Source organism: Brevundimonas lenta (assembly GCF_014196335.1).
Lineage (GTDB): Bacteria > Pseudomonadota > Alphaproteobacteria > Caulobacterales > Caulobacteraceae > Brevundimonas > Brevundimonas lenta.
Window position 1 is genome coordinate 369,622 of sequence record NZ_JACIDM010000002.1, and the last position, 19,701, is coordinate 389,322.

The 19,701-nt window shown below is 69.5% G+C and carries 19 protein-coding genes; 5 read left to right on the forward strand and 14 right to left on the reverse strand.

The window, feature by feature from the left end; all coding sequences use genetic code 11:
- The first annotated feature begins 85 nt into the window (after positions 1-85).
- Positions 86-274: a hypothetical protein gene (locus tag GGR12_RS09345; protein WP_183204144.1), complete on the forward strand. Its 189-nt coding sequence runs from the start codon at positions 86-88 to the stop codon at positions 272-274.
- Between the two features lie 4 nt (positions 275-278).
- Here the strand turns inward: GGR12_RS09345 and smpB are convergent, their stop codons facing one another.
- Positions 279-749, reverse strand: coding sequence for an SsrA-binding protein SmpB (smpB, locus tag GGR12_RS09350; protein ID WP_281378560.1), 471 nt, complete (start codon positions 747-749; stop codon positions 279-281).
- Between the two features lie 11 nt (positions 750-760).
- A complete protein-coding gene (gene dapA / locus GGR12_RS09355) occupies positions 761-1,645 on the reverse strand; it encodes a 4-hydroxy-tetrahydrodipicolinate synthase (RefSeq protein WP_183204145.1) in 885 nt (294 codons plus the stop codon).
- A gap of 129 nt (positions 1,646-1,774) precedes the next feature.
- Between dapA and GGR12_RS09360 the strand changes: the two genes are divergently transcribed.
- Complete coding sequence (locus tag GGR12_RS09360; protein WP_343053189.1) at positions 1,775-3,853, forward strand: lytic transglycosylase domain-containing protein; 2,079 nt, start codon at positions 1,775-1,777, stop codon at positions 3,851-3,853.
- On the opposite strand, the gene GGR12_RS09365 is transcribed toward GGR12_RS09360, so the two are convergent.
- From GGR12_RS09365 to GGR12_RS09380, 4 genes are read right to left on the reverse strand one after another with little or no spacing between them, the layout of a single operon-like run.
- Complete coding sequence (locus tag GGR12_RS09365; RefSeq protein WP_183204147.1) at positions 3,799-4,599, reverse strand: ATP-binding cassette domain-containing protein; 801 nt, start codon at positions 4,597-4,599, stop codon at positions 3,799-3,801. The genes GGR12_RS09360 and GGR12_RS09365 overlap by 55 nt on opposite strands.
- The gene (locus GGR12_RS09370) at positions 4,596-5,630 is read right to left on the reverse strand and encodes a FecCD family ABC transporter permease (RefSeq protein WP_183204148.1); all 1,035 of its coding nucleotides are present in this window, start codon (positions 5,628-5,630) and stop codon (positions 4,596-4,598) included. Before GGR12_RS09370 ends, GGR12_RS09365 begins: the two co-directional genes overlap by 4 nt.
- Positions 5,582-6,385, reverse strand: coding sequence for an ABC transporter substrate-binding protein (locus GGR12_RS09375; RefSeq protein ID WP_246328832.1), 804 nt, complete (start codon positions 6,383-6,385; stop codon positions 5,582-5,584). Before GGR12_RS09375 ends, GGR12_RS09370 begins: the two co-directional genes overlap by 49 nt.
- The gene (locus GGR12_RS09380) at positions 6,382-7,017 is read right to left on the reverse strand and encodes a TetR/AcrR family transcriptional regulator (protein WP_183204149.1); all 636 of its coding nucleotides are present in this window, start codon (positions 7,015-7,017) and stop codon (positions 6,382-6,384) included. Before GGR12_RS09380 ends, GGR12_RS09375 begins: the two co-directional genes overlap by 4 nt.
- A 124-nt stretch (positions 7,018-7,141) precedes the next feature.
- Between GGR12_RS09380 and GGR12_RS09385 the strand changes: the two genes are divergently transcribed.
- The 3 genes from GGR12_RS09385 to GGR12_RS09395 are packed head-to-tail and all read left to right on the forward strand — an operon-like array spanning position 7,142 to position 10,216.
- Positions 7,142-8,557, forward strand: coding sequence for a glycosyltransferase family 2 protein (locus tag GGR12_RS09385; RefSeq protein ID WP_343053191.1), 1,416 nt, complete (start codon positions 7,142-7,144; stop codon positions 8,555-8,557).
- A complete protein-coding gene (locus GGR12_RS09390) occupies positions 8,532-9,422 on the forward strand; it encodes an RsmD family RNA methyltransferase (protein WP_183204150.1) in 891 nt (296 codons plus the stop codon). The genes GGR12_RS09385 and GGR12_RS09390 overlap by 26 nt, the downstream gene beginning before the upstream one ends.
- The gene (locus GGR12_RS09395) at positions 9,419-10,216 is read left to right on the forward strand and encodes a TrmH family RNA methyltransferase (protein WP_183204151.1); all 798 of its coding nucleotides are present in this window, start codon (positions 9,419-9,421) and stop codon (positions 10,214-10,216) included. Before GGR12_RS09390 ends, GGR12_RS09395 begins: the two co-directional genes overlap by 4 nt.
- A gap of 4 nt (positions 10,217-10,220) precedes the next feature.
- Here GGR12_RS09395 and GGR12_RS09400 read toward each other — a convergent pair whose 3' ends face one another.
- From GGR12_RS09400 to proS, 8 genes are all read right to left on the reverse strand, one after another.
- Positions 10,221-10,577 (reverse strand): GFA family protein, encoded by a 357-nt coding sequence (locus tag GGR12_RS09400; protein ID WP_183204152.1) that lies wholly within the window; start codon positions 10,575-10,577, stop codon positions 10,221-10,223.
- Positions 10,577-14,050, reverse strand: coding sequence for a DNA polymerase III subunit alpha (dnaE, locus tag GGR12_RS09405; protein ID WP_183204153.1), 3,474 nt, complete (start codon positions 14,048-14,050; stop codon positions 10,577-10,579). Before dnaE ends, GGR12_RS09400 begins: the two co-directional genes overlap by 1 nt.
- Before the next feature lie 398 nt (positions 14,051-14,448).
- Positions 14,449-14,928 carry a hypothetical protein gene (locus tag GGR12_RS09410; protein WP_183204154.1) on the reverse strand — a complete coding sequence of 160 codons (480 nt, stop codon included), beginning with the start codon at positions 14,926-14,928 and terminating at the stop codon, positions 14,449-14,451.
- Between the two features lie 59 nt (positions 14,929-14,987).
- A complete protein-coding gene (locus GGR12_RS09415; RefSeq protein ID WP_246328833.1) occupies positions 14,988-15,524 on the reverse strand; it encodes a PepSY domain-containing protein in 537 nt (178 codons plus the stop codon).
- A gap of 246 nt (positions 15,525-15,770) precedes the next feature.
- Entirely contained in the window at positions 15,771-16,199 is a 429-nt protein-coding gene (locus GGR12_RS09420; protein ID WP_183204155.1) for a hypothetical protein, read from the reverse strand.
- A 147-nt stretch (positions 16,200-16,346) separates the two neighbouring features.
- Complete coding sequence (locus tag GGR12_RS09425) at positions 16,347-17,048, reverse strand: ABC transporter ATP-binding protein (RefSeq protein ID WP_183204156.1); 702 nt, start codon at positions 17,046-17,048, stop codon at positions 16,347-16,349.
- Positions 17,041-18,345, reverse strand: coding sequence for a lipoprotein-releasing ABC transporter permease subunit (locus tag GGR12_RS09430; protein ID WP_183204157.1), 1,305 nt, complete (start codon positions 18,343-18,345; stop codon positions 17,041-17,043). Before GGR12_RS09430 ends, GGR12_RS09425 begins: the two co-directional genes overlap by 8 nt.
- A complete protein-coding gene (gene proS / locus GGR12_RS09435; protein WP_183204158.1) occupies positions 18,342-19,658 on the reverse strand; it encodes a proline--tRNA ligase in 1,317 nt (438 codons plus the stop codon). Before proS ends, GGR12_RS09430 begins: the two co-directional genes overlap by 4 nt.
- Positions 19,659-19,701: the final 43 nt, after the last annotated feature.

A 19,701-nucleotide genomic window follows, 5' to 3' on the forward strand; every position in this document is an offset into this window, starting at 1 on the left:
GCGAATCAGCGTTCTCCCGGTGTAGCGTCAAGCTCCCGGAACAGCGCCGCCTGACCGGCGTTGATCGGACAGCTGGAGGGCTGTCATGCATAGGGCTGATGGGGTGTTCACACCCCGGGAACGACGTACCGCGCTGCTGGCGCTGCTGGGGGCTGCGCTGATCACATTGCTGGGGTTCACCGCCCCGCACTGGATGCGACCATCCCTGGGCGGGATGGACTCCTATCAATCAGAAGCGCCTCCGGGCGTGATGGACGCCCGTCCGGCCGGCTGACGGCTCAGCCGCGCTCCTTCATCAGACGCGCCTTGTCGCGCTGCCAGTCGCGCTGGGCCGTGGCCTCGCGCTTGTCGTGCAGCTTCTTGCCCTTGGCGAGCGCGATCTCGATCTTCGCCTTGCCCGCCTCGTTCAGATAGAGGCGGACCGGGATGATGGTCTGGCCGTCGCGCTGCACGGCGCCGATGAATTTGTCGATCTGCTTGCGGTGCAGCAGCAGCTTCCGGTGCCGGCGCGGCTCGTGGTTGAAGCGGTTGGCCTGTTTGTAGGGCGGGATGTCGGCGTTCACGAGCACGATCTCGCGCCCCTCCACCGCCGCGTAGGACTCGGCGATGTTGGCCCGGCCGTCGCGCAGCGCCTTGATCTCGGTGCCCAGCAGCTGGATCCCGGCCTCGGTGTAGTCCTCGAGGAAGTAGTCGAACTTCGCCCGGCGGTTCTCGGCGATCACCTTCATTTTCGGCTTGTCGGAAGCCATCAGCCTGATCCTTACCCGAGGCCCGCGTCCGCCATGGCCTTGTCGATGGCGGGCTTCACGGCGTCGGACGTCGGCGCCAGCGGCAGACGGACCTCTTCCGTGCACAGCTGCAGGCGCGACAGGGCGTATTTGGTGGGCGACGGCGAGTTGTCGAGGAACAGACCCTTGTGCAGGCCGATCAGACGGTCCTGCCAGGTGCGGGCGGTGACGTAGTCCCCGGCCTGGGCGGCCTCGTGCAGCGCGACCATGCCTTCCGGCGAGACGTTGGAGGTCACCGAGATGACGCCGACGCCGCCCTGGGCGTGATAGCCGAGGTAGCTGGGGTCGTCGCCCGAGATCAGGTCGAACTGGCCGCCGATGTTGGCGCGCATCCAGCTGACGCGCGACAGGTCGCCGGTGGCGTCCTTGATGCCGACGACGTTCGGATGGGCGGCCAGCTTCGCGACCGTCTCGTTGGACAGGTCCACGCCGGTGCGGCCGGGCACGTTGTACAGCAGGATCGGCAGCTGGACGGCGTCGGCGATGGCCTCGAAATGCGCCGCCATCCCCGCCTGCGACGGGCGGTTGTAGTAGGGCGTGACGACCAGGGCGCCGTCGGCGCCGACGGTCTTGGCGAAGCGGACCAGCTCGATCGACTTGTCGGTCGCAGACGATCCGGCGCCGGCGATTACGCGGATGCGGCCGGCCGCGACCTGCACGCACAGTTCGACCACCCGCTTGTGCTCGTCGGGGTGCAGCGAGGCGCTTTCACCGGTCGTGCCCATCGGCACCACGCCGTGCACTCCGGCGGCGATCTGGCGTTCGAGCAACCGCGTAAAGGCGGCCTCGTCCACCTTTCCGTCACGAAGAGGTGTGATCAGGGCGGTGATCACGCCCTTGAACAAGGGGGCGGTCATTGAAACGATAGTCCTGCGTGGAGTTGGGCGACGGTCGCCTGGATTTGAGCGTCGGAGGGTAGGTTGCCGGTCGTCCGACCGCAACTGCGAGAAATGGGGATCGTACACGGAATGATCGGAACAAGTCTTGTGGCCGCACTGGCCTTGCTCGGCGCTGCGCCCGAGGCCCTGACGTCGCAAGAGGTTCCGTACGCCGCCGTGGCGTCGCCCATGAGCAACCAGCCGCGGACCCTGAGCGATCAGGACACGGCGCTGTTCCGCCAGGGTCTGGCCGCGGCGCGAGCGCGCGACTCGTTCGGCGCGCGCTCGGCGATGTCCCAGATCAGCGATCCGGCCGCGCGCAAGCTGGTCGAATGGGCGCTGCTGGACACCTCCGCCGACCAGATGGCGTGGGGCGACCTGTCGAACTCCGGAAGCACCTTCGCCGGCTGGCCGCGCGCCGGCAGCCGACGCGAGGCGACCGAGCGCGCTCTGGGGCGCGCCTATGCCAGTCCGGACACCGTCCTGGCCCTGTTCAACCAGGCGCCGCCAAGCACGGTCGAGGGCGCCATCGCGCTCGCCGAAGCGCTGGACCAGAGCGGCCGCGGCGACGAGGCGCGCAGCCTGATCCGCGACTGGTGGCGGACCCGCTCGTTCGACGACGCCAACCAGAGCCGGATCCTGGCGCGCTGGGGCACGGCCCTGACCCAGGACGACCACGTCACGCGTCTGAACATGCTGCTGCTCGGGCCGCACGGACCGGCGACGCGGGCCATGATCACCATGGTTCCCTACGAGCGGCAGTCGATCGCCAACGCCGTGATGGCGCTGCGCACCGCCTACAGCCCCGACTCCGTGATCGCCGGCCTGACGCCGGACCAGGCGCGGGATCCGGCCGTGGCGCTGGAGCGGGTGCGCATCCTGCGCTCGCAAAGCCGGCAGTCGGAAGGCTTCAGCCTGCTGCGCTACCTGCCCCCTGCCCCGGCCTCGACCGATGCGCAGAACACCCTGTGGACCGAGCGCCGCAACTACTTCCTCGACGCCCTGCAACTGCGGAACTGGCAGGCGGCCTACGACGCCATGGCCGGGCACGGCTTCCCGGCGGGCGAGCGCAAGGTCGACGCCGAGTTCTTCGCCGGCTGGGCCGCCCTGACCAAGCTGAACGATCCGGCGCGCGCCGCGCAGCATTTCGAAACGCTGCGCCAGTCGTCGTCGACGCCGATCACCCAGGGCCGCGCCCTCTACTGGCTGGGCCGCGCGGCCGAAGCCCAGGGCGATACGGTCCGGGCTATCGAGTACTATCGGGCCGGTTCGCGCCACTTCCAGACCTTCTACGGCCAGCTGGCCGCCGAGAAGGCAGGGATGACCACCCTTACCCTGCCTGCTGATCCGGTTCCGAGCGACAGCGACCGCGCCGCGTTCGAGAGCAATGAAGTGGTGCGCGCCATGCGCATCCTCGGCGAGACCGGCGAGACCACCCTGTTCCGCGTCTTCGCCTATCAGCTGGACGACGACCTGCCGGGGCCCGAGCAACTGGCCCTGCTGATGGACACCTCGCGCGGCTACGGCGAAGGCTTCACCGCCATGATGGTCGGCCGCGCCGCCAGCCAGCGCGGCTTCCTGATGCCGGAGCGACAGTATCCGGTGCGCCTGCCGCCTTCGGTGCCGGGCGCTGCGCCGGTGGAGTTCACCCTCGCCATCACGCGCCAGGAATCCAGCTTCGACCCGCGCGCCCGTTCACACGCCAATGCGCGCGGCATGATGCAATTTCTGCCCGCGACCGGCCGCCAGGTGGCGCGTCAGCTGGGCATGCCGTTCTCGGACGACCGACTCTACGACCCCGATTTCAATATGACGCTGGGCAGCTATCACCTCGGCGATCTGATGGGGAATTTCGGCGGTTCGATGCTGCTGACGACCGTCGCCTACAACGCCGGTCCGGCGCGCCCGCCGCAGTGGGTGTCGCGCTGTGGCGACCCGCGCGGCGCGTCGGTCGATCCGGTCGACTTCATCGAGTGCGCGCCCTTCACCGAGACCCGCAACTACATGATGCGGGTGATGGAGAATATGCAGGTCTACAAGGCCCGGCTGAACGGCGGTTCGGCGCCGCTGACCCTGTCCGACGATCTGCGCCGCGGCGTGCGGCCCAGCGCCGGACCCCAGCCCTATTCGCCCTACAGTTCGGACGACACCGGCCTGACCACCCCGCCTCCGCCGCCGTCGGAATAGCGGCTGGACGCCAGCAGCGGACCCTCAGGCCCTTCGACCCATCGCGCCGTCAGACCGAAGACGCGCGCGATGACGTCAGGCGTCAGCGCCTCCAGCGGGGCGGCGTCCGCCACGACCTGGCCGTCGTCCAACACGACCACCCGGTCCGCATAGCGGGCGGCCAGTCCGAGGTCGTGCAGACTGACCAGCACCGCCTGGCCGTTGCGAGCACGGGCCTTCAGCCGGTCCAGCACCATCAGCTGTGCGTCCGGATCGAGGCCGGCGATCGGTTCGTCGGCCAGAAGCGCCCGCGCGCCGGTCGTCAGGGCGCGGGCCAGCAGCACCCGGGCGCGTTCGCCGCCCGACATCTCGGCCACGCCGCGATCGGCGAGATAGCCGACCTCCAGCTCGTCCAGCGCCGCACGACCGGCGGCCGTGGCTTCGGCTCCGGCGAGGAAGGGCGCGCCGAGGGCGGCGATCTCGACCGCCGGCAGGTTCCAGGCGATCCGGCGCTCCTGCGGCAGATAGGCGACGCGCGCCGCCCGCTCGCGCGGGGACAGGGTCGACAGATCAGCCCCGTCGAGGCGCGTATGCCCTCCGGTCAGCGGCAGCAGTCCACCGAGCGCGCGAATGGCGCTCGATTTGCCGGCTCCGTTCGGGCCAACGACTGCGACCAGCTCACCCGCGGCGACGGTCAGGTTGACGTCCCTGAGCACCGGCCGCCCGCCAAGGCTGGCGGTTGCGAGGGCAAGTTGAAGCGCGCTCACAGCCGCCACTCCCGCGCCGCCCGCCAGGCGATCAGCGCGAAAAGCGGCGCGCCGACCAGGGCCGTGAAGACGCCCAGCTTCAGCTCCTGATCCGTGGGCGTCATGCGCGCCAGCAGGTCGGCGAGAATCAGCATCAGCCCGCCGGCCAGGGCGGCCGGGACCAGCAGCCGACCCGGATCGCCTCGCACGGCCGTCCGCACCAGATGCGGCGCCGCCAGACCGACGAAGCCGATGACGCCGGCCACCGCCACCGCCGCACCGGTCGCCAGAGCGGCGGCCAGGAGGGCCAGCAGACGCAGGCGCGCCATCGGGAGGCCGGAGGTGCGGGCGGTCTCCTCGCCCAGGCTGAGCATGCGCAGACCCGGCGCAGCCAGGATCGCGAGCCCGCCGGACAGGAGCACGGCGGGCGTCACCCAGGCGACGTCGATCCAGCTGCGGTTCTGCACCGAGCCCAGCAGCCAGCTCATCACCTCGGCGGTGGCGATCGGCGACGGCGACAGGTTGAATATCAGTGCCGTGGCGGCGCCCGCGAAGCTGGACAGGGCCACGCCGAACAGGATTAGCGCTTCGGGTGAACGGACCCGCGCCGAGAACAGCACCAGCAAGGCCCCCGCCAGGCCCGCGCCGACGAGGGCCGCCGTCTCGACCGCGCCGGGGACGGCCGCTGCGCCCAGGACGATGGCCCCCGCCGCGCCCAACGCGGCAACCGCCGAGACGCCCAGCACGCCCGGATCGGCCAGGGGATTACGCAGCAGGCCCTGCATCACGGCGCCCGACAGGCCGAGGGCGACGCCGACGATCAGCGCGGTGGCGACGCGCGGCGCCCGTACCTGCCAAAGCACCTCGCCCGGCCCCGATGACGGGTCACGGAAGGCCTCGGCGAATTGGGCGCCTGTCAGCGCGGTTTCGCCGAACAGCACGGCGAACACGGCGGCGATTACGATCGCGAGGGTGATCGCAAGGATGAGACGCGCACCGGAGGTCACTTCGGGGCGTCCCTGAGCATGGCGGCGGCGTCGGCGGCGAACCATCCGGGACAGGTCAGGGCCGCCGCCGGAAGACGGGCGGCGACGCGCCCGACCGTCGCTCGCTGGACGACGGGATGACGACCCGGCCCGCGCCAGTCGCCGCGCGCCTGATCGAAGAAGCCCAGCACGAACCGCACTGGCGGAAACAGCGCGACCCGCTCGACGCTGACCGGGCTGAAGAACGGACGGTCCGCGGCGTTGCGGAAGCCCGCGGCGGTCAGGATGGCGTCGACCAGTGTCCCCTTCCCGGCCGTGAACCCGCCAGGCGTCAGATACAGGGCCGACGGGCGGACGGAGTCGGCGCCGGCGGGCGTTCCCAGCCGGCTGTCCATGCGGGCGATCAGCGCCTCGCCCGCCTCGCGCGCCTCCAGCACCTCGGCGACCGAGCGAATATTGGCGCGTACGCCGTTGAAATCAGTTGCATCCGTGATCGTCGCGACGCGCGTTCCCCCGCTCTCCAGCCGGGACAGCAGCCGCGGTTCGCCGCCCCAGTAGCGGACCACGACGTCGGGCCTGAAAGCCACCGCGGCCTCGAGCGTCGGGCGTACGCGCGGCCGGCCGGCGGCTTCCCTGCGCAGCCAGGCGTCGGGATCGTCAGCGCGCGGCGACAGGGCCAGGTCCGCGTCCGGCCGCAGCGCCAGAGCATACTGATCAGCGCACTGGTCCAGCGCCATCACCCGCAGCGGCCGCGCCTCAACTGCGCCGCCGGCGGCCAGGGCCAGCAGGACGCCGAGCGGCGCCCCGGGGCCGAACCTCAAGGCTTCAGCAGGCCTGCGAAGAGCCCCTCCAGCAGGGTGGTCACGAGCTTCTCGTGCTCCACCCAGTCGAAATAGGGCTTGGTGATCACCAGTGAGATGACGCCATGGCCGCCGGCCCAGAGCGCCTGGGCCGTGGTCCGGGCGTCGCCGCGCAGCCGGCCTTCGGCCTCGACCTCCTCGACGACCTTTTCGAACGAGCGGAACAGATCGGTGCCCATTTCGCGCGCGGCGGACTGGGCGCCCTCGCGCAGTTCGACCGGTCGGGTCATGTAGACCAGCCGGTAGGCATTCGGATTGGCGAAGCCGAAATCGACATAGGCGCGCATCATGCGCCGCAGCCGCTGCTCGGGCGGGCCTTCCTGGCCGCCGATCGACTCATTAGTGGCCCGCAGCGCCGTGAACGCCTGGCGGCAGATCTCCTGCAGGATCTCGCCCTTCTCGGAGAAATGCATGTAGAGCGCGGTCGACGACAGGCCGACCTCGTCGGCGATCTTGCGGATCGTCGCGCCCTCGTAGCCGTGCTCGACGAAGATACGTTCGGCGGCGGCGAGAATCTCGGCGCGGCGCTCATGCCCCTCGCCCTTGGGCTTGCGGTGGGATCGTGCGGCTGTCGTAGGCGGTGTGAGGGTCAAACGGACGCTCCGGGCTCGAACCCTCTGATTACCGCCATTCGGCGCTCCACGCCAACCGCTTGCAGCACACGGATAGCGACGATATCAATACAACCTGGGCGCTAACGAAGTTCGGGGGGACTGCGTGCTGCGAGAAACCGCGCTGTGCCGACGCCTGTCGCCGCTGCAGTCGGCGGCCGCGTTCGTCCTGCTGGTCGGGCCGCCGGTCGCGATGCTTGCAGCGCCTGACGCCACGGCGATGACGCTGGGGCTGGCGCTGGCCTTCGTGTTCCTGTTCTCCGCCGCATGGAAGGCCTGTCTGGTCGCCGCGACGCTCCGATGGCGGCCGCCTGCAGCCCTTCCCGCCCGTGGCCCTCTGCCCCGCTATACAATCCTGGCGGCGCTATACGACGAGGGGCCGGTCGTCGGCCAGTTGGTCCGGCGCCTGGCGGCCATCGACTATCCGGCGAACCGCCTGGAAGGGTTCCTGATCCTCGAAGAGGCCGACGCCGCCACGCGGGCGGCGGTCGCGCGGGTTCGACTGCCGAAATGGCTGAGGGTGATCATCGCCCCGCCCGGCTGCCCGCAAACCAAGCCCCGGGCGCTCAATGTCGCGCTCGAACAGGCGACCGGCGAGCTGCTCACGGTCTATGACGCCGAGGACGAGCCCGATCCGCATCAGCTGCGCGAGGCCGCGGCCCGGTTCGCGGCGGACGCCGGAAAGCGGATCGCCGCCCTGCAGGCTCCTCTCCGGATTCGCTGCCGGCCCGGCGGGGCCACGCCCCTGCTGGATCAGCAGTTCGCCGCCGAGTACGCGGCCCTGTTCGAGGTCGCCCTGCCCGGCGCGACGCGGCTCGGGCTTCCCTTCCCGCTGGGCGGCACCAGCAATCATTTCCGCGTCGAGGCGCTTCGGGCCGTCGGCGGCTGGGATTCGTGGAATGTGACGGAAGACGCGGACCTGGGCTTCCGGCTGTGGCGGCACGGCTGGACCCTGGGCGTGCTGACCCGGCCGACCTGGGAATCCCCGCCGGGGGCGTTCCGCAACTGGCTGCCGCAGAGAACGCGCTGGCTGAAGGGCTATATGCAGACCTGGGGCGTGCATACGCGGCGGGTTTCCGGCCTGGGATGGCGGGGCGGGTTCTCGTTGGTCGCCACGCTGGGACTGGGTCTGGCCTCGGCGGCGGCGCATGCGCCGTCGATGCTGTGGCTGCTTGGATCGCTGATCGCCCTGGGCTTCGGCGGCGATCTGCATGGGCCCGGTTTGACGTTGAGCGTGCTGATTCTCGGCTCCGCGACGGCTTGGCTTACCTGCCTGCTCGGCGCCCGGCGTGCGGGCGTTCGCTATGGTCCTGTGACGATGATGCTCGCCCCGGCCTACTGGGCGCTGCTGACGCTCGCCTGGGGTCAGGCGGTGTGGCGGTTGATCCGCGAGCCCTTCTTCTGGGACAAGACCCCGCACGAGCCCGACGAGCCCGCCGTCGCCGTCGCCACGCCCGCACTGGACGCGCACGACCTCGTCGGCCTATCAGCGACCCATGCCGCGCCTGAACCCGTCGCCTGAAACCCTGGTCACCCGCGCGTGGCAGGACTACGCCCTGCTGGACAGCGGGGATGGCCGCAAGCTGGAGCGCTACGGGCGCTTCACCGTCGTGCGGCCCGAGCCGCAATGCTTCTGGTCGCCGCGCGATCCGGCGGCGTTCGACAACGCCGACGCGGTGTTCGATCCGAGCGACGAGGACGAAGCCGGCCGCTGGCGTTTCGGCGGCAAGCCGATCGACACCTTCCCGCTGGCCTGGCGCGACGTGCGCTTCACCGGCCGGTTCACGCCGTTCCGGCACCTGGCCTTCTTCCCCGAGCAGGCCGCGAACTGGGAGTGGCTGGACGGGCGCGTTCGCTCCCTGAAGAAACCGAAGATCCTGAACCTGTTCGGCTACACCGGAGTGGCCAGCCTGGCGTGCGCCGCGGCCGGGGCCGAGGTGACGCACGTCGACGCGTCGAAGAAGTCCGTCGGCTACGCCCGCGAGAACGCGGAGCAATCCGGCCTGGCGGATCGCCCGATCCGCTGGATCGTCGAGGACTGCCGGAAATACGTGGCCCGCGAGGTGCGGCGCGGCTCGAAATACGACGGCATCATCCTGGACCCGCCGAAATACGGGCGCGGGCCGACCGGCGAAGTGTGGCGCCTGTTCGAGGACCTGCCTGGCCTGCTGAAGGACTGCGCGGCCCTGCTGTCGGACGACGCCTCCTTCCTGCTGCTGAACGCCTATGCGGCGCGCATCTCCGGCCTGTCGCTGGCGCATCTGATGGCCGAGGCGACGGCGGATCGGGGCGGCGTGATCGACTGGGGCGAGCTGGCTTTGGCGGAGGACGGCAAGGACGGCCGGGCGATCGGCCTGAGCTTCTTCGCGCGCTGGAGCGCCGAATGACGGATCGCCTGATCACCTCCCTGACCAACGACACGGTCAAGAACGTGCGCGCGCTGAACATGCGCAAGGAGCGCGAGTCGACGGGGCGCTTCCTGGCCGAGGGGCTGAAATTCATCGGCGAAGCGCTGGATCAGGGCCGGACGCCGGAACTGCTGCTGGTCGGCATGGAGGCGCGGGAGCATCCGCTGCTGGACCGGGCCAAGGCCGAAACGCGCGCCGCCGGCGGCGAGGTGGTCATCGTCACCCATCCGATCCTCGAAAAGATCAGCCGGCGCGACAATCCGCAGACCGTGCTGGGCGTGTTCGAGCAGGTCTATACGCCCCTGTCGGCGATCCAGCCGAAGTCGGCGCCCTGCTGGGTGGCGCTGGAGCAGGTGCGCGATCCGGGCAACCTGGGAACCATCATCCGCACGGCCGACGCGGCGGGTTGCGGCGGGGTGATCCTGATCGACGACTGCGTCGATCCCTATTCGACCGAGGCGGTGCGGGCGACGATGGGCTCGGTGTTCGCCGTGGCCATCGCGCGGGCGACCTCGGCGGAGTTCCTGGCCTGGCGGCAGAGCTGGCCGGGCAGCGTCATTGGCACCCGGCTGGACGCCACCCACGGCTATCGCGACGCCTCCATCCAGCACCCGGCCCTGATCCTGATGGGCAATGAGCAGGCGGGCCTGACGGATACGCTGGCCGCGGCCTGCGACGTCAATGTGAAGATCCCGATGCGGGGCCGGGCCGACAGCCTGAACCTGGCGATCGCCACGGGGATCATGGTCTATGCGGTGACCGACGCGGCCTGACGGCTCAGAAGCTGCGGCCATCGACGCGTTTGGGAGTCAGGCTCCAGGGTTCGACGTCGGTCAGGGTCCGGACGTTGACGGCGACCATCTGGGAGCCGTCGGGCGTCTCGCCGCGGGCGAAGGTCTGGACGCCGCAGGCCTCGCAGAACTGATGCCGGATCTTGTGGCTGTTGAAGGTGTAGGCGTTCTGCGCGCCGTACGCCGTCTGGCGGAAATTGTCCGGCGGCACGAAGGCCAGCATGAAGCCCTTGCGGTAGCAGTGCGAGCAGTTGCACTCGATGACGCCGTCCAGGTCGGTGTCGACCTCATAGGCGACCGCGCCGCAGTGGCAGGATCCCTGGTGCGTCTTCGGCTCGGCCATCACGCGTCCTCCAGATAACTGACCCCCGGCGCCGATTTAAGCGCCCCGCGGAGCGCGCCGTCCAGCCGGTAACGCCCGGGCAGTTTCATCTCGACCTCGCGCCGGCCGTCCAGCGAGGCGATGAGCGAGATCTCGCCGCCCTTGCCGCCCGTGGCCGCCGCCCGCTCCAGACGTGTACGAAGGGCCTGCGGGTCCGCGCCGCGCGACGAAACGTGAATGCGCAGCCCCATCTGGCCGTCGTCGATCAGCGTATCCAGCTTCGAGGCGCTGTCGCCGAAGAAGCGCACCTCGCCGTCAGCGCTCTTGGCGCGCACCTTGACCATGACCGAGGCGCCCGGCTCCAGCACCTCGCGGGAGTTACGCAGCTGTTCGGGCGGGAACAGGCATTCGAACTCGCCGGTCGGGTCCGAGAAGGTGACGAAGGCGAATTTCTCGCCGGTCTTGGCGCTGGCCCGCTCCTGGCGGCGACGCACCACGCCGGCCATCAGGAAGGCCTCGTGCCCGCTTTCGGCCAGGGCCGTGGCCTCGGCGACGAAGGTGACGCGCTTGCGCTTCAGCGCCGGGGCCATGTCCTCCAGCGGGTGGCCGGACAGGTAGAAGCCGACGGCGGCCAGTTCCTGGTCCAGCTTCTCCGGGCCGACCCAGGGCTCGACGGGCGAAAGACGCGGACGGCCCGCCGCGACCTGGTCGCCGCCGAACAGGCTGACCTGGGACGAGGCGCGCTCCGCGGCAACGCTCTGGCAATAGGCGATCAGCTTGTCGGCCTGTTCGAACAGTTGGCGGCGGTTGGTGTGGAAGCCGTCGAAAGCGCCGGCGCGGGCGAGGTTCTCCAGCGCGCGCTTGTTGACGAATTTCGGATCGACCCGCTCGAGGAAGTCGAAGATGTCGGTGAAGCGGCCGCCGGTCTCGCGCACCTCGACGAGGTGTTTCATGGCCTCGAGGCCGACGTTGCGGATGGCGCCCAGGGCGTAGAGCACCGAGCCGATCTTCTCGCCCTTGGCCCCCTCCTCCCAGGCGACGTCGAAGTCGGCCGAGGAGCGGTTCACGCAGGGTGCCTTCACCGGCACGTCGAAGCGGCGGCAATCCTGATAGAAAACAGCCAGCTTGTCGGTGTTGCTGAGATCGAGCGACATGGACGCGGCCATGAATTCGACCGGATGGTTGGCCTTCAGCCAGCCCGTCTGGAACGAGATCAGCGCATAGGCGGCGGCGTGCGACTTGTTGAAGCCGTAGCCGGCGAACTTGGCCACCAGGTCGAAGATGCCGCCCGATTGCTGTTCCGAAACGTCCTTCTCGGACGCGCCCTTGATGAAGCGGGCGCGCTGGAAGTCCATCTCCTCCTTCTTCTTCTTGCCCATGGCGCGGCGAAGAAGGTCGGCCTCACCCAGCGAATAGCCGGCCAGGATCTGGGCGATCTTCATCACCTGTTCCTGGTAGATGATGACGCCGTAGGTCTCGGTCAGCACCTCCTGCAGCGAGGGGTGCAGGTAGTCGACGTCCTGACGACCGAATTTCCGGTCGATGTAGGTGTCGATCATCTCCATCGGGCCCGGCCGGTAGAGGGAGATCAGGGCGGTGATCTCCTCGATCGACCCGCAGCGCATCTTGCGCAGGGTGTCGCGCATGCCCTGGGATTCCAGCTGGAACACGCCGACCGTCTGGCCCGAGGCCATCAGTTCGTAGGTCGGCTTGTCGTCCAGCGGCAGGCCGTTCCAGTCGGGCGCCGCGCCGCGCCGTTCCAGATATTCGCGGGCGCGATCCAGCACGGTCAGGGTCTTCAGGCCGAGGAAGTCGAACTTCACCAGGCCCGCCGGCTCGACCCATTTCATGTTGAACTGGGTGGCGGGAATGTCGGAGCGCGGGTCCTGGTACAGCGGCACCAGTTCGGTCAGCGGCCGGTCGCCGATGACGATGCCGGCGGCGTGGGTCGAGGCGTTGCGGTACAGCCCCTCCAGTTCCAGCGCCGTATCCAGCAGGGTGCGGACCGCAGCCTCGTTGTCGCGCGCCTCGCGCAGCCGCGGCTCGAGGTCGATGGCCTGGGCCAGGGTCACCGGATTGGCCGGGTTGGCCGGCACCATCTTGGCGAGGCGGTCGACCTGGCCGAGCGGCATCTGCAGCACCCGGCCGACGTCGCGCAGCACGGCGCGTGCCTGCAGGGTGCCGAAGGTGATGATCTGGGCGACGCGGTCGTTTCCGTAGCGCTGCTGCACGTAGGTGATCACCTCCTCGCGCCGCTCCTGGCAGAAGTCGATGTCGAAGTCGGGCATCGACACGCGTTCCGGGTTCAGGAAGCGCTCGAACAGCAGGCCGAACCGCAGGGGGTCCAGGTCGGTGATGGTCAGGGCCCAGGCGACCAGCGAGCCGGCGCCGGAACCCCGGCCGGGGCCCACGGGAATCCCGTGGTTCTTGGCCCATTTGATGAAGTCCGACACGATCAGGAAGTAACCGGGGAACCCCATCTGGGTGATGATCCCCACCTCCCATTCGAGGCGGGTCCAGTAGTCCTCTTCCGGCGCCGCGGGCGTGACCTGTTTGAGGCGCTCCTTCAGGCCCTCGCGCGCCTGGTGCATCAGCTCGTCGGGCTCGGAGCGGCCGGCGCCGGTGTCGAAGCGCGGCAGGATCGGCGCGCGCGTGGTCACCAGGAAGGCGCAGCGGCGGGCGATGTCGATGGTGTTGTCGCAGGCCTCGGGCAGATCCTTGAACAGCTCGCGCATGGCCGCGGCGGGCTTGAACCAGTGTTCGCCGGTGATGCGGCGGCGATCTTCCTGTCCGGTGAAGGCGCCGTCGGCGATGCACAGCAGGGCGTCGTGCGACTTGGCCTGGGCCGCCTTGGCGTAGTGGACGTCGTTGGTGGCGACGAGCGGGATGTCGTTCTCGTAGGCCCAGGCCACCAGGCCGCGCTCGGCCGCCCGCTCGGACGGCAGGTTGTGGCGCTGGAGCTCGACGTACATGCGGTCGCCGAAGGTGGCCTGCATCTCGTTGAGGGCGGCGTTCCCCTCGGTCGTCTTGCCCTGGACGAACAGCGGATCGACGGGGCCGTCGGGGCCGCCCGTCAGCAGCAGCAGGCCGTCGGAGTGCTCGACCACCTTGTTCCAGGGCACGCCCGGCTCGTCCATGGCGCCGGCGTCGAGATAGGCCGAGGACGACAGGACGCAGAGGTTCAGCCAGCCGGTCTCGTTCTGGACGACGACCACGACGGTCGGGACCTTGGCCCAGCGGTCGGAGATCTGGCCGCCGATGCCGGTGACCGGCAGGGCGCAGGCGATGATCGGCTGGACGCCGGTGTCTTTCGCGGCCTGGCTGAACTCCAGCGCGCCGAACAGATTGGCGCGGTCGGCGACGGCCACCGCCGGCATGCCCGCATCGGCCGCCAGACGCGGGACCTTGCCCGCCTTGATCGCGCCTTCCAGCAGCGAATAGGCCGAGCGGACGCGCAGGTGGATGAAACCCTGACTGTTCGCCGCTTCGGTCAATGCCTGCTCCGTCCTGCGCCGGCCGCACCGGCGCGCCGCCCTACCCTGCCCCGAGTCTCACATCCCGGGGCGCCCGAACATGGCAAAGCGGACAGACCGGGTCCGTTGTCGGGGATGGTTTGTGGACGGGGACGCCGGCTGTTCGAAAAAACAGTCTCACGAGTCTCACGGCGCTCCGCCGGTGCCTCAGGCCATTGGATTCACGGCGTTCGGCGAGACCGGAGCCCGTGCGCGGAGTCTCGCCGGAGTCTCGTCAGGCGACCGCGGTCAGCGCCACCTGCCAGCACATCCACACGAAGCCGCCGCACGCCGCCAACGACAGGGTTTCCCTCACCAGACGCGCCATGTTCGCTCTCCCGGATTGCATGTTCCGGGTATGTTCTATGTTCTCGATGTGTTCACGTCAAGCTCGGTGCAATCGAGATAAAAGCGCTCCTGACGTCCGGGTAGGCCGTGCGGCCGTCGGAACGCCTGTCGGCTTCCGTCCCGCAAATGAAATCGACCATGTCCTGATCGGCCTCGTTCCCGACGGGGTAGGCCAATCCGTCTCCGGGTTGCTCCCACATCACGTTCATATCTTTGTCGAGCACCGTCGCATCGCCGGTCCGAACTTGCTCGGTCGCGCAGTTCACGAACAGATCTGCGACGAACGCCACCGTCTCCGGCTCTCTTTCGGCGGCGGCCCCGGCGCCCCAATGTACGATGAGAATGCCCGCCGTTCTCGCCTGCATGTCCCCGTTCGGCCCCTTAGAGACCGAATTCACGTCGACCATCAGTGCGCCGTTCGACTGACGGGACACCAGGCGGAAATCGCCCGTGATCGGATTCCCGCCAGCGATAGCTGCGGCCAGCACCAGGACGCCCAAAACCAGACTCATCGCAATCCCCCCGTCCCGGCCTCAACGGTGCGACAGCAGGCGATTGGTCGCAAGAGAGCTTAGTGCGGCCAGACTTCCTTCAGCACCTCGGTCTTCCCGTCCTTGACCCGCACCTCCAGCACCGGGGTCTCCGGCTGGCCGTCGGCAAACAGTTCGTAGATGACCGCGCCGTCCTCCGCCTGGGTGCTCTCGATGACGCGGACCGGGGTGAAGCCCGCACGGGCGGCTTCCGCCGCCGCGTGCACGCCGGCCGGGACGGCGCTCCAGGCCAGGTCCCGCTGGATCTCGACCACGCGCCAGCCCTGCGGCGTCTCCAGCAGGTCCAGTTCGATCTCCGCGCCGTCGACCGAGCCCTCGACGTCGTAGTAGCGGCGCCCTTCCCGCTCCTTCAGCTCGGCCTCGGCGATGACCATTCCCGGGCGGGCGGCGAGGACGGCGGCGCGGACGGCCTCGGGGATGTCGGCGGCGGTCGTGGCGGTGATCTTGGTCTCAGGGGCGACGGGCGCGTCGGCGGGGGGAGCCGGTTCGGCCTGATTACAGGCCGCGAGGGCTATGACACCGGTGGCCAGAATGGCGGGGGCGATGCGACGGATCATGGCGGACCTCATGGCTGGGGATGCCGGAGGGTAACGCCGTGAACGGCGGGAACCAAGCGGATGCCGTGGTCGTCAGACTCGCCAGCGGGTGTATGGTCCGCCGCGACGCCGCCAACGATCCGCCTTCTGGCGGCAGGCGTCGCAGGAGAGCGGTCATGGCCAAGGGTCAGGTACGCAGCAACAAGGAAACCCGGAAACCGAAGGCGGAGAAGCCCAAGCCGGCCGTGTCGGTGGGAAGCTCGCCCTTCACCCAGCCGCCGGGGAAGAAATAGCGGCCAGACGCGCCTCACACTCGGCGACCCCGGCCGCGGCGCCGGCGGCCTCATACAGATCGCGCGCTTCGGTCCAGACGACCGTCGCCTGATCGCGGCGGCGCAGCACGTCGAGGGCCAGGGCCTTCAGGCGCAGCGCATTGGCCAGATCCAGCGGCTGGGCCTCGCCGTTGGCGCGGTACAAGGCCGCCGCCTGTTCGGCGTGGGCCAGCGCCTCGCCGGGCTGTCCGGTGTCACGATCGATGTCCGACAGGTGACGCAGGGCGTGGGCGCGAAGCAGCGGCCGGGCGCTTTCACGGCTGAGTGCGGCGGCGCGGGCGTAGCCGTTGCGGGCGTCGGTCGTGCGCCCCTCGTCCTCGGCCAGGCGGGCGGCCTGAAGATGGGCCTCGATGGCGTCGGTCATGGGCGGCTCCGCGGAAACCGCATCCTAGCACGGGACAGCGTCCTGCGTTGCCCGGGTCGAGGGGCGAGGGGCGAGGGGCGAGGGTTGGGGGTCGAGAGGCGGGAAAGTGTGGGAGCGTCGGCTCACCTCGCCCCTCGACCCTCGACCCTAGTACTCGTGGCTCTCCGCCGGGCGCTCTTCCAGATGGCCGTCCTTCAGGGCGAAGACGCGGTCCATGTGACCGGCCAGCTCCATGTTGTGGGTGGCGATCAGGGCGGCGACGCCGGTTTCCTTGACCAGGGCGTGCAGCGCCTCGAACACCGTCTGGCTGGTGGCGGGGTCGAGGTTGCCGGTCGGCTCGTCGGCCAGGAGCAGTCGCGGACGGTTGGCCAGGGCGCGGGCGACGGCGACGCGCTGCTGCTCGCCGCCGGACAGCTGGCCGGGCTGGTGGGTCAGGCGCTCGCCGAGACCCAGCTGGGTCAGGACTTCCTCGGCGCGGGCGCGGGCGTCGGCCTGTTTCACCCCGGCGATGCGGAGCGGCAGGGCGACGTTGTCGCGCGCGTCGAACTCCGGCAGCAGATGGTGGAACTGATAGACGAAGCCGATGGAGTTCAGGCGGATATGGGTGCGCGCGCGCTCGCCCAGGCCGCCGACGTCGACGCCGTCGATCTGGATGGCGCCGGAAGTCGGATGCTCCAGCAGGCCGGCGGCGTGCAGCAGGGATGACTTGCCCGAACCGGACGGGCCGATCAGGCCGACGACCTCGCCCGGCATGACGTCGAGATCGACGCCCTTGAGCACGGTCAGGCCGCCGGTGCCGGTCTGGTAGGTGCGGGTGACGCCGCGGGCGGAAAAGACGGGCTTACTCATAGCGGAGCGCCTCCACCGGATCCATTTTGGCGGCCCGCCACGAGGGCAGCAGACTGGCGACGCACGACATGAACACCGACCACAGGGTGACCCAGGTAACGTCGGCCGGATCGACCAGGGCGGGGATGGAGTCGAGCATGTAGACGTCGGCGTTGAACAGCTGGACGCCCAGAAGCCACTCGAGGAAGTGCTGGATGGCGCCGATGTTCAGGCAGAACAGCAGGCCCAGTACCAGACCCGTCAGGGTGCCGGCGATGCCGATGGTCGCGCCGGAGATGAAGAAGACCCGCAGCATCGACGACTGGCTGGCCCCGACGGTGCGCAGGATGGCGATGTCCTTGGTCTTGTTCTTCACCAGCATGACGATGCCGGAGATGATGTTCAGGGCGGCGATGGCGACGACGAGGCCGAGGATGATGCTCATGGCCACGCGCTCGACCTTCAGGGCGCCCCAGAAGGCGGCCAGACGGTCACGCCAGTCGTTGACGATGGCGAAGCGGCCGGCGGCGGCGCGCACGGCGGGGGTCAGGGCCTCGACGCGGTCCGGCTCGGCCACCTTCAGCTCGATGACGTCCCAGACGCCCTCCTTGCCGAAGAACAACTGGGCCTGCTCCAGCGGCATGAAGACGAAGGCCTGATCGAAATCGGCCGCGCCGGAGCTGAACACGCCGCCGACGCGGTAGGTCTTCTCGAGCCCGCCGAGGTTGCCGAAGGCGCTGTCGGCGCCGGTCGGGGAATACAGGGTGATGGGATCGCCGGGACGCAGACCCAGCTGCTGGGCCAGCGCCTTGCCGATCAGGACGTTGTCGCCGCCGTAGGCGCCCTGGCCGAAGCTGCGCCGGGCCTCGGGCGTGAGGCTTTCGTAGACGTACTGCATCGAGTTCAGATCGGCCGGGCGGATGCCTCGGACATAGCCGCCGGCCGCCGCGCCGCCGCGCCCGCGGAACACGCCGATGTTCTCGGTCAGGGGCGAGACGTGCAGCACGCCGGGCACGTCCTTGATGCGCTGGACCGCAGCCTCGCGGTCGGCTGCGACCAACACCTGGCCCTGGACGTACATATGCCCGTTGAAGGACAGCATGCGGCTGAGCAGTTCGGACCGGAAGCCGGCCATGATGCTCATGACCGTGATCAGGGCCATGACCGCCAGCGCGATGGCGACGTAGGAGATGATGGCGATCAGGGCGATGCCGCCCTCGCGCCGTCGCGCCTTCAGATAGCGGAAGGCCAGACCGAATTCCCAGGCGGAGAACGGTCCGGCGGGCTTCACGGGCTTCGCAGCCGTGGCGTCCGTCATGCAGTGAGCCTCGCGATGGCGTCTTCGAGGGAAACGGAGATCTTCTCGCCGGTGGCGCGGCGCTTCAGCTCGACCACGCCGTCCGCCAGGCCCTTGGGCCCGATGGTCAGCTGCCACGGCACGCCGATCAGATCGGCGGTGGCGAACTTGCCGCCCGGACGCTCGTCGGTGTCGTCGTAGAGGACGTCCTTGCCCAGCGCTTCCAGCTTGGCGACGGCGTCCTCGCAGGCGGCCGAGACGGCCTCGTCATTGGCGCGCAGGTTGATGACCACCACGTCGAACGGGGCGACCGAGTCCGGCCAGATGATGCCGCCGGCGTCATGGCTGGCCTCGATGATGGCGCCCAGCAGGCGCGACACGCCGACGCCGTAGCTGCCCATGTGGACCTCGGTGTCCTGGCCGTCCGGCCCGGCGACCTTCGCCTTCATCGGGGCCGAGTATTTGGTGCCGAAATAGAAGATGTGACCGACCTCGATGCCGCGGGCCGACAGGCGGTCGCCCTCGGCGGTCTGGGCCTCGAACTGGGCGACGTCGTGCATTTCCTCGGTCGCGGCGTACAGGGCGGTGCGTTCGTCGAACACGGCCTGGACGGCGGCGGCGTCGAAGTCATGCCCGGGCGCGGCCATCTCGACCAGCTTGCGGTCGCAGAAGACTTCGCTCTCGCCGGTGTCGGCCAGGACGATGAACTCGTGGCTCAGGTCGCCGCCGATGGGGCCGGTGTCGGCGCGCATCGGCACGGCCTTCAGGCCCAGGCGGGCGAAGGTGTTCAGATAGGCGACGAACATGCGGTTGTAGGCGACGCGGGCGGCGGCCTCGTCGATGTCGAACGAATAGGCGTCCTTCATCAGGAATTCGCGGCCGCGCATGACGCCGAAGCGCGGACGGCGCTCGTCGCGGAACTTCCACTGGATGTGGAAGAGGTTCAGCGGCAGCGCCTTGTAGCTCTTCACGAAGCCCCGGAAGATGTCGGTGATCATCTCCTCGTTGGTGGGGCCGTACAGCAGCTCGCGCTCGTGACGGTCGGTGATGCGCAGCATCTCCGGGCCGTAGGCGTCATACCGCCCCGACTCCCGCCACAGGTCGGCCAGCTGCAGCGTCGGCATCAGCAGCTCGACGGCCCCTGCCCGCTCCTGCTCCTCGCGCACGATCTGCTCGATCTTCTTGAGCACCCGCAGACCCAGCGGCAGCCAGGCGTAGATGCCGGCGGCCTCCTGCTTGATGAGGCCCGCGCGCAGCATCAGCTGGTGCGAAACGATCTGGGCGTCCGAGGGCGCCTCTTTCAGGGTCGGGAGGAAGTAGCGCGACAGGCGCATGGGGGAGAATCCGGCAACGAGGCGTGGGGTACGTGCTTTAGCC

What these genes read in the sequence shown, in the direction of transcription:
- GGR12_RS09345 (WP_183204144.1), top strand. Translation starts at nt 86, where the DNA reads ATGCATAGGGCTGATGGGGTGTTCACACCCCGGGAACGACGTACCGCG.
- smpB (WP_281378560.1), bottom strand. Translation starts at nt 749, where the DNA reads ATGGCTTCCGACAAGCCGAAAATGAAGGTGATCGCCGAGAACCGCCGG.
- dapA (WP_183204145.1), bottom strand. Translation starts at nt 1,645, where the DNA reads ATGACCGCCCCCTTGTTCAAGGGCGTGATCACCGCCCTGATCACACCT.
- GGR12_RS09370 (WP_183204148.1), bottom strand. Translation starts at nt 5,630, where the DNA reads ATGGTTCGCCGCCGACGCCGCCGCCATGCTCAGGGACGCCCCGAAGTG.
- GGR12_RS09390 (WP_183204150.1), top strand. Translation starts at nt 8,532, where the DNA reads ATGCCGCGCCTGAACCCGTCGCCTGAAACCCTGGTCACCCGCGCGTGG.
- GGR12_RS09395 (WP_183204151.1), top strand. Translation starts at nt 9,419, where the DNA reads ATGACGGATCGCCTGATCACCTCCCTGACCAACGACACGGTCAAGAAC.
- GGR12_RS09400 (WP_183204152.1), bottom strand. Translation starts at nt 10,577, where the DNA reads ATGGCCGAGCCGAAGACGCACCAGGGATCCTGCCACTGCGGCGCGGTC.
- GGR12_RS09410 (WP_183204154.1), bottom strand. Translation starts at nt 14,928, where the DNA reads ATGAGTCTGGTTTTGGGCGTCCTGGTGCTGGCCGCAGCTATCGCTGGC.
- GGR12_RS09415 (WP_246328833.1), bottom strand. Translation starts at nt 15,524, where the DNA reads ATGATCCGTCGCATCGCCCCCGCCATTCTGGCCACCGGTGTCATAGCC.
- GGR12_RS09420 (WP_183204155.1), bottom strand. Translation starts at nt 16,199, where the DNA reads ATGACCGACGCCATCGAGGCCCATCTTCAGGCCGCCCGCCTGGCCGAG.
- GGR12_RS09425 (WP_183204156.1), bottom strand. Translation starts at nt 17,048, where the DNA reads ATGAGTAAGCCCGTCTTTTCCGCCCGCGGCGTCACCCGCACCTACCAG.
- GGR12_RS09430 (WP_183204157.1), bottom strand. Translation starts at nt 18,345, where the DNA reads ATGACGGACGCCACGGCTGCGAAGCCCGTGAAGCCCGCCGGACCGTTC.
- proS (WP_183204158.1), bottom strand. Translation starts at nt 19,658, where the DNA reads ATGCGCCTGTCGCGCTACTTCCTCCCGACCCTGAAAGAGGCGCCCTCG.